Below are 6,161 nucleotides of genomic sequence, written 5' to 3' on the forward strand. Positions count from 1 at the left end.
CTTCTTCCGCGCTGGCGGATGCACGCAGTTCCCGGAGGAACCGGCGCAGCCGATGTCCGGCCTGGTGGCCGCTGCGAGGGCTTGAGCATGGACGCCGCCATCGCGGGCTTTAGCCTCGGCCTGTCGCTGATCCTTGCCATCGGCTCGCAGAATGCCTTCGTGCTGCGCCAGGGCCTGCGCCGGGAGCATGTGTTCTGGGTTTGCCTGGTGTGCGCCATGTCCGATGCCGCGCTGATCCTGATGGGCGTGTCGGGGTTTTCGGTGCTGATGCGCAAGCTGCCCTGGCTGGGCGATGCCATGCGCTACGGCGGCGCGGCTTTCCTGCTGTGGTACGGCGCACGCAGCTTCTGGACGGCGTGGCGTACGTCCGGCGTACTCGCGCCCAGCGATGCCGAGCCCAGGCCGCTGGCCGCCACGCTGGCGGTATGCCTGGCGCTGACCTGGCTCAATCCCCATGTCTACCTCGACACGGTGATGCTGATCGGTTCCGTATCGACCCAGTTCGCGGGCCACACGCAAGCCTTCGCGGCGGGCGCCGTGGTGGCCTCCTTCCTCTTCTTCTTCGCGCTCGGCTATGGCGCGGCCTTGCTCCGGCCGGTGTTCGCCAGACCATCCGCATGGCGCGTGCTGGAGATTGTCATCGGCATTACCATGTGGGTGATCGCCGCCAGGCTGCTGTTGTCCTGAGCGGCATACAGCGTCAGTACCGGAAATACCGCATGCCGAGAAACATAGAGATCAAAGCGCATATCGCCAGCCTGGACGCGCTGGTGCCCCTGGTGGCGCCGCTGGCCGACCATGGCCCCGAGCTGATCCTGCAGGACGATACCTTTTTTGCCTGTCCCAACGGCCGGCTCAAGCTGCGAGCCTTCCCGGCCGGCGAGGGCCAGCTGATCTTCTACGCGCGTGCCGACCAGGCCGGGCCGAAGGAGAGCCACTACATCATTTCGCCGGCCGCCGAGCCCGACACCCTGCGCGCGGCGCTGGCCGCGGCCTGGGGCGAGAACGGGCGCGTGCGCAAGGCCCGCACCTTGTTCCTGGTGGGCCGCACGCGGGTGCATCTGGACCGCGTGGAGGGGCTGGGGGATTTTCTCGAGCTGGAGGTGGTGCTGGCGGACGGGGAACCCGCCGAAGCCGGCGTGGCCGAGGCCCATGCGCTACTGGGCAAGCTGGGCGTCGCGCAAGGGCAATTGATTGAGACGGCCTACGTGGATCTGCTGCGCGCGGCCGCCGCGGGGAACTAGCCGCGCGCGCCGGCGCGTTCAGACGATGTGCGCGGAAGCCGGCGCGTACACCTGCGGATGCCCCTTGACCGGGGCCGCACCGAAGATCCTGCCTTCGCGCACTTCCAGCACGTGGTCGCCGAGCGCTTCCACGTCGTCCGGGTCGTGCGAAATCACCAGCATCGGTACTTCCAGGTTGGCCTGCAGCGCGCGCAGCTCGGCGCGCATGCGCACGCGCAGCGCCGGGTCCAGCGCGGAGAAGGGTTCATCCAGCAGCACGATATCCGGCTGCGCCACCAGCGCGCGCGCCAGCGCGGCACGCTGCTTCTGGCCGCCGGAGATTTCGCCGGGGTAGTTGCCCGTAATCGCGCGCAGGCCGAAGGCATCGATCCAGCGCCGGGCTTCCGGATGGCTGGCACCGCGGCGCGGGTTGCGCCAGCCGCGCGCCAGCCCGAAGGCGATGTTCTGCTCGACAGTCAGATGCGGGAACAGGGCGTAGTCCTGGAACAGATAGGCCACGCGCCGCTCCTGCGGGCGCACATTGATGCGTGCCTCGCTGTCGAACAACGTGCGGCCGTTCAGTACGATGCGGCCGCTGTCCGGTGTCAGCAACCCGGCGATGGCCCGCAGCGTCAGGCTCTTGCCGGCGCCGGAGGGCCCGAACAGGGCGATGCGCCGGCTGTCCGAGTCAAACGCGATATCCAGCGCGAAATGGCGGTCCGCTGAACCGAGCTGCTTGCGTACGGTGACTTGCATGGTCATGGCGGATCTACCGGAACGCCTTGCGCGTGGGCGGCACCAGCCGGCCGGCAGCCACCAGCAGCACCACGCAGGTGACAGAGGTGACCAGCACCAGCAGGTTGGCGGTGTTGTCGTCGCCGGCCTGCACGGCCTCATAGATGGCAACGGACAAGGTCTGCGTGCGGCCGGGCAGGTTGCCCGCCACCATCAGCGTCGCGCCGAATTCTCCCAGCGCGCGGGCGAAGGCCAGCAGCACCCCGGCAATGATGCCGCGCGATGCCAGCGGCAAGGTCACGCGAAAGAAGATGCCGGCCTCCGGCGTGCCGAGCACGCGCGCGGCGTCTTCAAGCTGGGCGTCCACGCCTTCGAAGGCGGCGCGCGCCGACTTCAGCACCAGCGGGAACGCCACGATGGTGGAGGCCACCACCGCGCCTTGCCAGGTAAAGACCAGTTCGATGCCGAGCCGGCCGAGCCATTCGCCGAAGATGCCACGGCGCCCGACCAGCACCAGCAGGTAGTAGCCGAGCACGGTGGGCGGCAGCACCAGCGGCAGCGTCAGCAGGGCGTCCACCACGTCGCGCGCGGCCGATTGCCAGCGCGACAGCGCAAAGGCCGCGCCCACGCCGAGCACGGCATTGAGCACGGTCGCCCAGCCTGCCACCTTCAGCGACAGCGAGAGCGGTACCCAGACAGCTTCCAGGGTGGTCATCGGGATTGACGCCCGCCGGCGAGGCCGGGCAGGCGGTGCAGTGAGTTCGGGTTGACGGCGGCGCGCGAGGGTTCAGGGTTCAAGGCTCAAGGCTCAAGGCTTGAGGAATCCATACTTGGCGAGCACCGCCTGGCCTTCCGGCGACAGCACATAGCTGAGGAACGCCGCGGCTTCCGCTGGCTGCTTCGAATTCGCAGTGACGGCGATCGGATAGGTCACCGGCTGGCGCGTCGCCACCCGCAGCGCCACCTTGACCTTCTCCGGCATGATGGCCGCATCGGTGGCGAACACGAAGCCGGCATCCACCTCGCCGCGCGCCACGTAGTCCAGGCTCTGGCGCACGTTCTGCGCCATCACGCCCTTGGCCGACACGGCATCCCACACGCCCGCCGCTTCCAGCGCGCCCTTGGTATAGCGGCCCACCGGCACCGATGCCGGGTTGCCGAAAGCCACCCGCTTGAATTCGGGGCGGCCCAGGTCCTGCAGCTTGCCGACTTCCAGCTTGCTGTCCGCCGGCAGGATCAGCGCGAGCTGGTTAGCGGCGAAATCGCGGCGCGAGGCGGGCTGCACCACGCGCTCGGTCACGGCCTTGTTCATCGCGTCCTGGTCGGCCGAGGCAAACACATCGGCCGGCGCGCCATTGACGATCTGCTGCATCAATACGTCGGAAGCGCCGAAATTGAGCACCACCTTGGTCTGCGGGTGGGCGCGTTCGTAGGATTCGGCGAGCGACTTGAAGGCATTGGTCAGGCTGGCCGCGGCGGACACCACCAGGTCGGCGCCAAAGGCGGCCGGCGCGGACAGCGCCAGCGTGGCGGACAGCAGCAGGCCGGCCGCCAGCGAGGCGGTGCGGCGGGCGCCGCGGGGGAGGCGGGACTGGGCAGGCAGCGGGGTGGCGGGCAGTTGCACGGGCATGGTGGTGGCGACGGTTGGATAGCAGGCCAGGCAAGCAAATGCCGCCTGCCAAAAGCGCAATATATGATGGTATATAACGCGGCGTCAATGACACTTTCTGTCAGGACTGGGCATCGTGAATGGTTCGCTCCGGTCCGCGCCCGCCGTCACAGCGGCGTAATGCGCGCGTCACTCTGCTGCCATTTGCGCTCGGGACAATGTCCGGCTCCAGGCACAACAAGAAAGAAGGGAGCCACAAATGACCAGCAGTCCGACCGTCGTCACGCGAGCGCGTGCCGTCATCGCTTCGTCCCGGATCTCCGGTGTCCCCAGGCTTTCCGCCATAGCCGCCGCCGTGGCCGCCACTGCGCTGCTGGCCGCCTGCGGCTCCGACGACAGCCCCGCCAGCACGGGCGCCACGCCCCAGGGCGGCAGCGTCACGGCTGGCACCAAGGCCACGCTGGCCCTGCTGGAAACCACCGACCTGCACACCAATGTGCGCAGCTACGACTACTTCAAGCTGGCCGAGGACAAATCCTTCGGCTTCGAGCGCGTGGCGACCCTGATCAAGCAAGCCCGCATCGAATTTCCCAACACGCTGCTGCTGGACAACGGCGACACCATCCAGGGCACGGCGCTGGCCGACTACCAGGCCCAGGTCAACCCGCTCAAGTGCGGCGACACGCTGGCCATGTACAAGGTGATGAACGCCGCGAAGTTCGATGGCGGCGGCATCGGCAACCACGAATTCAACTACGGGCTGGGCTACCTGAACCAGGTCACGGGCAACCGCTTCAATGTCGACGGCTTGCCGGACCCGACCGTGCAGACGCCGTGCGCCGGCCCGGCCTTCCCGCAGGTGCTGGCCAATGTGTACAGCGTGCGCACGCGCGCGCCGCTGTTCCAGCCTTACACCATCATCACCCGCCAGATCACCGCCACGGGCCCCGACGGCAAGGCCGTCACGGTGCCGGTCAAGGTCGGCATCATCGGCTTCGCGCCGCCGGCCATCATGAGCTGGGACAAGCGCTGGCTCGACGGCAAGGTCTACACCGAAGGCGTGAAGGAAACCGCCGAGAAGTTTGTGCCCGAGATGCGCGCCAAGGGCGCCGACCTGGTGGTGGTGATTTCCCACGGCGGGCTCGATGCCTCCGCCTACTCACCCGCGATGGAGAACGGCAGCTGGCATCTTGCCAGGATAGCCGGCGTAGACGCCATGCTGATCGGCCACTCGCACCAGGTCTTCCCGGACGCCACCAGCACGGTGGCGCAGTTCAACCTGCCGGGCGTGGACAAGGTGCGTGGCACCGTCAACGGCGTGCCCACCGTGATGGCCGACTACTGGGGCCGCCGCCTTGGCGTGATCAAGCTGCAGCTGGCGCATGACGGCACCCGCTGGGTGGTCGACAAGAGCGCCACCACGGTGGAGGCGCGCTCGATCCAGAATGCCGACAAGAGCTATGTGGCGCCCGATGCCACCGTGGCGGCGGCGGTCGAGGCCGAGCACCAGGCCACCATCGCCTATGTGAAGACGCCGATCGGCACCACCGACTACCGCATGAGCACGTACTTCGCCGACGTGGGCGATCCCGGCGCGATCCAGATCGTCAACCAGGCGCAGGCCGCCTACGTGAAGGACTATATCGCCGCCAACCTGCCGGCGCTGGCCTCGCTGCCGGTGCTGTCGGTGTCGGCGCCGTTCAAGAGCGGCTTCGGCGGCGGCAATGACTTCACGGACGTGCAGTCCGGCAACCTCGCCATCAACAATGCCGCGGATCTCTACCTCTACCCCAACACCATCTACGCGGTGAAGGTCAGCGGCACCGATGTCAAGGCCTGGCTGGAGACGGCTGCAAAGCGCTTCAACCAGATCGATCCGGCGAAGACGGCGGACCAGCCACTGATCAGCAGCTTCCCCGGCTACAACTTCGACATGTTCACCTCGCCCGACCTGCAATACGAGATCGACGTGACGCAGCCCGAAGGCAGCCGCATCAAGAACCTCGCCTACAAGGGCGTGCCGCTGGATGCCAGCCAGCAGTTCATTGTCGCCACCAACAACTACCGCGCCAGCGGCGGCGGCAACTTCCCCGGCCTGGACGGCAGCAAGACGGTCTATGGCGCGCCCGACGCCAGCCGCGACGTGCTGATCGCGTATATCAAGAAGGCTGGCGCGATCACGCGCGCCGCCAACGGCGCCGCGCGCAGCTGGCGCTTCACCAAGGTAGCCACGGCCGGCAAGGTGGTGTTCGCTTCCGCCGCCAACCAGCTTGCGCAGGCGCAGGCAGCCGGGCTGGCCAATATCGCGCTGGAGCAGGCGGGCTACGACACCAACAAGAACCTGTCGCTGTACAGCGTCGACCTCAACCAGTAAGGCAACGATGACCACGATCGCGAACGGAACGATCACGCCGGCGCGCAACGCGCCCCGGCGCCGCCTGCGCCGTGTGCATCCGGTTATCGCCGCCGCGCTGGTGGCGGTGACGGTGGCGGCAGGTTGCGTGGGCGGGGCGTCGGCGTGGCGCGAGCACGCCAGCGCGCGGCACCTGGAACTGGCCCAGTGGCAGACGCTGGCCGGCCCGGCCGGCGACGCG

The 6,161-nt window shown here is 68.1% G+C and carries 6 protein-coding genes and 1 pseudogene; 4 read left to right on the top strand and 3 right to left on the bottom strand.

The genetic code is table 11. The features are described from left to right. The first annotated feature begins 87 nt into the window (after positions 1 to 87). Both CF70_RS22075 and CF70_RS22080 read left to right on the top strand, forming a co-directional pair. Entirely contained in the window at positions 88 to 687 is a 600-nt protein-coding gene (locus tag CF70_RS22075; RefSeq protein ID WP_035869652.1) for a LysE/ArgO family amino acid transporter, read from the top strand. A 32-nt stretch (positions 688 to 719) separates the two neighbouring features. Next, positions 720 to 1,244, top strand: coding sequence for a class IV adenylate cyclase (locus CF70_RS22080; RefSeq protein ID WP_035869656.1), 525 nt, complete (start codon positions 720 to 722; stop codon positions 1,242 to 1,244). An 18-nt stretch (positions 1,245 to 1,262) separates the two neighbouring features. Here CF70_RS22080 and CF70_RS22085 read toward each other — a convergent pair whose 3' ends face one another. From CF70_RS22085 to modA, 3 genes are all read right to left on the bottom strand, one after another. Continuing rightward, the gene (locus tag CF70_RS22085; RefSeq protein ID WP_035869659.1) at positions 1,263 to 1,985 is read right to left on the bottom strand and encodes an ATP-binding cassette domain-containing protein; all 723 of its coding nucleotides are present in this window, start codon (positions 1,983 to 1,985) and stop codon (positions 1,263 to 1,265) included. A 7-nt stretch (positions 1,986 to 1,992) separates the two neighbouring features. Beyond that, on the bottom strand, positions 1,993 to 2,664 hold the full coding sequence (gene modB / locus CF70_RS22090; RefSeq protein WP_035869673.1) for a molybdate ABC transporter permease subunit: 672 nt from the start codon (positions 2,662 to 2,664) through the stop codon (positions 1,993 to 1,995). Positions 2,665 to 2,766: 102 nt separating this feature from the next. Continuing rightward, positions 2,767 to 3,588, bottom strand: a complete 822-nt coding sequence (gene modA, locus CF70_RS22095) for a molybdate ABC transporter substrate-binding protein (protein ID WP_051648776.1) — start codon at positions 3,586 to 3,588, stop codon at positions 2,767 to 2,769. 238 nt (positions 3,589 to 3,826) lie between these two features. Between modA and CF70_RS22100 the strand changes: the two genes are divergently transcribed. Next, positions 3,827 to 5,941 carry a bifunctional 2',3'-cyclic-nucleotide 2'-phosphodiesterase/3'-nucleotidase gene (locus tag CF70_RS22100; RefSeq protein WP_235185159.1) on the top strand — a complete coding sequence of 705 codons (2,115 nt, stop codon included), beginning with the start codon at positions 3,827 to 3,829 and terminating at the stop codon, positions 5,939 to 5,941. A gap of 7 nt (positions 5,942 to 5,948) precedes the next feature. Continuing rightward, positions 5,949 to 6,161, top strand: a pseudogene (locus tag CF70_RS22105) (hypothetical protein); the annotation flags it as partial.

The organism is Cupriavidus sp. SK-3, from assembly GCF_000611145.1.
GTDB lineage: Bacteria > Pseudomonadota > Gammaproteobacteria > Burkholderiales > Burkholderiaceae > Cupriavidus.

Bases quoted from the DNA above. Each gene is read 5' to 3' on its own strand.
- CF70_RS22080 (WP_035869656.1), top strand. From the start codon at position 720: ATGCCGAGAAACATAGAGATCAAAGCGCATATCGCCAGCCTGGACGCG.
- CF70_RS22100 (WP_235185159.1), top strand. From the start codon at position 3,827: ATGACCAGCAGTCCGACCGTCGTCACGCGAGCGCGTGCCGTCATCGCT.
- CF70_RS22075 (WP_035869652.1), top strand. From the start codon at position 88: ATGGACGCCGCCATCGCGGGCTTTAGCCTCGGCCTGTCGCTGATCCTT.
- modA (WP_051648776.1), bottom strand. From the start codon at position 3,588: ATGCCCGTGCAACTGCCCGCCACCCCGCTGCCTGCCCAGTCCCGCCTC.
- CF70_RS22085 (WP_035869659.1), bottom strand. From the start codon at position 1,985: ATGACCATGCAAGTCACCGTACGCAAGCAGCTCGGTTCAGCGGACCGC.